This is a genomic window from Nostoc sp. UIC 10890 (assembly GCF_054786515.1).
Genome location: NZ_JBSGKF010000068.1, coordinates 1 through 3,926, shown reverse-complemented (window position 1 = coordinate 3,926; position 3,926 = coordinate 1). Strand labels below are relative to the sequence as shown.

Genomic DNA, 3,926 nt, shown 5'->3' with positions numbered 1-3,926 from the left:
CAGACAAAGATGCTGGCTCTGAAGAAATGGGTGCTTCGTATAAAGCATCTATTTCAGGTAAAAGTCAGTCAGAGCAAGGGTTCCAAGAACCCTCACGAACTGGTCAGAAACTCCTCACAAACTCTTCAAAAGAGATTGTGAGGAGTTTCTCTGACACGCTTACAGAAAATTCGCGTGAGGAAGAGACGGCTCATGCGCCCTTGAGGGGCGCATCGCCTCAACGTATCGAAAGCGCGTCAGAGCTTGAAGAATTGCCCGTGGCAACGGACTGTACCACGCTAACGCTTGTGGATGATGCACCGAGTCAGTCTACTTTGTTGTTGGCTGAAAAACAGGATTGTGGTGTTGAGGCGACAATCTTTCATGAAGGTGCTTGTTCCGCCTCGCCCGTCGCTCAAAATGAATTTTCTTCAAGTTTGGCGATCGCTAATCAAACACAGGGGCAAGTAGGACAGGGTTATTCTGCTTCGTTGTCAGGAGAAAACAAAGTTTCGGATGTAGAAATCAAAACAGTTAATGAGGGTGAAAGTTCCACCGCGCTTGTTCTCAGTGCTGAAAAATGGTCGCATGAGGCGATTGTTGTGCGGTCAAATATGCGACCTGTAAGAAGGGAAAAACTGAATCGAGCAGCGAATTCAGGGGAGAATCCGGGTTTTGACTTTTTGCAAGAATGCTGGAATGATGATCCGGCTTTGCAGATTGTGATCAAGAAGTTGCTGGCAAAGTTTCCGCAGTGGGAGATTGCGATCGTGGATGGGGTGCTGGTTGATTGGGAGGGGTAGCGAGTCTGTACAAGAGGCTATAAACTAAACTATTCATATTGTTATTTACGTATTTGTAATGTCTCGTCCAAAACGTAACTTGCAATCTGGATTTTGCTACCACATTACAACCCGTTGCAATAATCGAGAATTTCGTCTCACGCGGCTGGAATGCCGTGAAGTCTTCCTTTATGCCATTAAGAAAGCACAGTCAAAGTACGGATTTAAGCTGTATGCCCTTTGTATCATGAGCAATCATGTGCATTACCTACTTGAACCCCAACAGGCAGAAGATTTACCGAAAATTATGCACTGGTTGAATTGGTACACTGCTATGTGTTTTAACCGAATGTTGAACCGCACAGGTCATTTTTGGGAGAAGCGATATCACAGCACAGGTTTTGCTAATACTGACCAGCGACGGGCTTTGAATACCTTGCGATATATTCACGCTAACCCCAAAGCGGCTGGTATGCAGCAGGGTTATTTCTACGACTTTAGCAATTATGGCACTCACGAGCGTTTGAGCAATGATGGCATTACGCAATGGCATCCGGCGTTTTTACGGCTGGGTCGAACTTTGGAAGAATGCGCGGCTAAGTACCGCAGGTTTTGCCAAAAATATCGACCACAAGCGAAACCAGAGAAACGGAACCACTGGGGGAGCAACTTTTTGCCATCAGTAGTGAAGGGTGGGAAAGGGAAAAAGCCATCACCAGGGCAGATGAGTTTACCTTGGGACAAGCAGCGAGTAACCGAGAATACGGAGGTGCATGAGGTAGCAGCAAAATTTATTCAGGCGAATTGCTATCAGCCATCAGTGCCAGGTATCTTTCTAGATTGCGTGGAAAATGAGGGTGACATAAATGTTTACAAACTTCCCAAAGCGTTAGATGTTAGACTTTACAAGTCTCTGCACGAGATTAGAGAACCACCATTGCATCATATCCCAGTCGTTGCGTCCGTCATCCGTCAAAAAGCCCTGTGTCCAGTTAAACCTCCCGCGTTTTAGATATCGGGTATAAATTAATGCAGGCAGTGATGGTGTAGATGGCAATATCCCTCTTTGCAAACTTTCTTCCTCTAACTTTTTCCAAAACTCATCATACGACAACCAACTATCTTGTTTCCAACCTAAACTCTCACCAAAAATATCCCAATTTTTATCACCATATGTCGGACTGCCTAATTTCTGGTAATTTTCTGCTTGGATGCTGATGCCAAATTTATCCGTACTGTTTTGAAGCCAGAGTTGGTTAATTTCCAGGAGAGTTTCACAGGGGAATTCATACAGCAGTTGTCTCCAATTTTTATATTTTTCTCTAACCATGACTTGGTAAAAAATCCAAGCAGTTTCCTCATCTGCCTCTTTCCACTGTTTATGCTGAAGATAGTTTTTCAACTGAGTGTATAGTTCATCCTTTACCAAATCACCAGCACATTTTCTCAATTCCGATTCAAAAGCTTTATCGGCTTCTGAGTTAGTTTGAACCGCCAACATCTGATAAAAGCCCTGCCTAAATCGTTCAGGATTGGCTTTATCAGCGAATTTCAATCGAAAAATTTCTTGCCATTTTTCTGCACTGTAATTATTTCTATTCCCCCACAACTCATGTAATTTTTCATGCGCTTTCTGGTACAGAGAATAGACTCCTGGTGCGTCGGGTAGTTGAATACTGGGTACAATGTGAGGTAGAATGTGTGAAACTCGATAAACCCGTTGGGATTCGTCTGGTTCGGGGCTGACTTCTATTAGCCCTAATTCAATTGCTCGATTTAATTGTTCTCTTTTGCAAACTGCTTCTAATGCTGTCATGGGAACAGGAATTTCAAATAATAAACACCGACTGACTATTTTCTCAGTAGAAGAGTCGATTTTTAATTTAGGAGCATCTTCTCTTTCCCAAATAATTTTTTCTCTCCAACCTTGAGAACTAGCTTCAAATTTACTTAGTTCTGAATCTGCATTTTCCTTTGATAGCACATCTGAATTTAACCATTCCAATAAACGAGGATTGCCATCTGCTAGTTTTAAAGCTCGTTCAATTAACTCCTTATCAGTCCTATCAGAATTAAAATTGTTTAGTTGTTTCAGTTTTTTCTGTAAATCAGCTTTTCGTAAACCTTCCAACGCTTGCTTGTAGAAGTGTCGTAATAAATCGGATTCAAAATCATAACGGCAAGTAATAATAATAATACGGTGGTAGCTAATATTATTTTGATCTTTAATTGCCCATACTAAAGCATTTAATACTGAGGCGACTGAAGGTTTTAGAAGATATCTTCCATCACGAGGCTCTAAATTCCATTCAAAGTCATCAAATACCAACACTAATGATAATGGGTTCAATTTACTGAAAGCCGTTTTTAATCGATATTTGAGTTCTCCTGTACCTTCTGTGAGTGCTGTTCGCTGTTCTTCAGTCTCAAGTTTATCTTTTAGTTTATTCACTAAACCGGACTCATCAATTTGTCGCCACCAAACGAGTTTTTCATGTTCAGGTAAGCGATCGCATAACCGTGCAGCAATTGTACTTTTCCCCAATCCTCCCATGCCATGAATTAAAACTCCAGCCTCTTGGGTAGAAGTTTTAAGTATCCGTAAGCAGTTTTGTAATTGGCGGCGACGACCAACAAAAGTCTCACGGGTGGCAACTCTCAGTTTTTTCTCAGAATCTACAAATTCAGTAGCGACAGAAGGACGAGTTACTGGTTTACGTCCACGCTTTACTAATGCACTCGGTAAAGTTTGTGCCACGTACAACCGCAACAAATGCCAATCTCGTGCTTGTTTTTGAAGCAATCTTTGATAACACAGCGCAAGTGCTTGTACTACCGTCATTCCGGCTGACAACTCTTGGTATAAAGTTGTAGCAGTCGCAGTTGCATCAATATCTCTAACTCTTTGACCCCAACCAATAACAGCAGTTGCACCTTGATGTAGTAATGCTTCCGCCATTGACGGTACTTTACCTTTATCTCTCAGGTATCCTGTATTGCAACCGGAAAGAAAAATCAGTTTGGGCTGCTGGAATTGCAATTCGGTCGCTATATCTTCTGCACTGCTGTACTGGGCTTCTCCAAACTCTGTTTCAGTTATAAAACATGGTTCTTCATTTTGGAACGTGGCATGACCTGTCAAGTGGACAACATCAAAATGTCCCT

Annotated in this window: 1 protein-coding gene and 2 pseudogenes; 2 read left to right on the top strand and 1 reads right to left on the bottom strand. The window is 42.2% G+C overall.

The window, feature by feature from the left end; genetic code table 11:
* Positions 1-782, top strand: a pseudogene (locus tag ACWATR_RS38865) (hypothetical protein); the annotation flags it as partial.
* Positions 783-840: 58 nt separating this feature from the next.
* A pseudogene (locus tag ACWATR_RS38860) lies at positions 841-1,155 on the top strand (transposase); the annotation flags it as partial.
* A gap of 495 nt (positions 1,156-1,650) precedes the next feature.
* Here the strand turns inward: ACWATR_RS38860 and ACWATR_RS38855 are convergent.
* A partial coding sequence (locus ACWATR_RS38855; RefSeq protein WP_460345384.1) for a GUN4 domain-containing protein occupies positions 1,651-3,926 on the bottom strand: 2,276 nt, incomplete at its 5' end.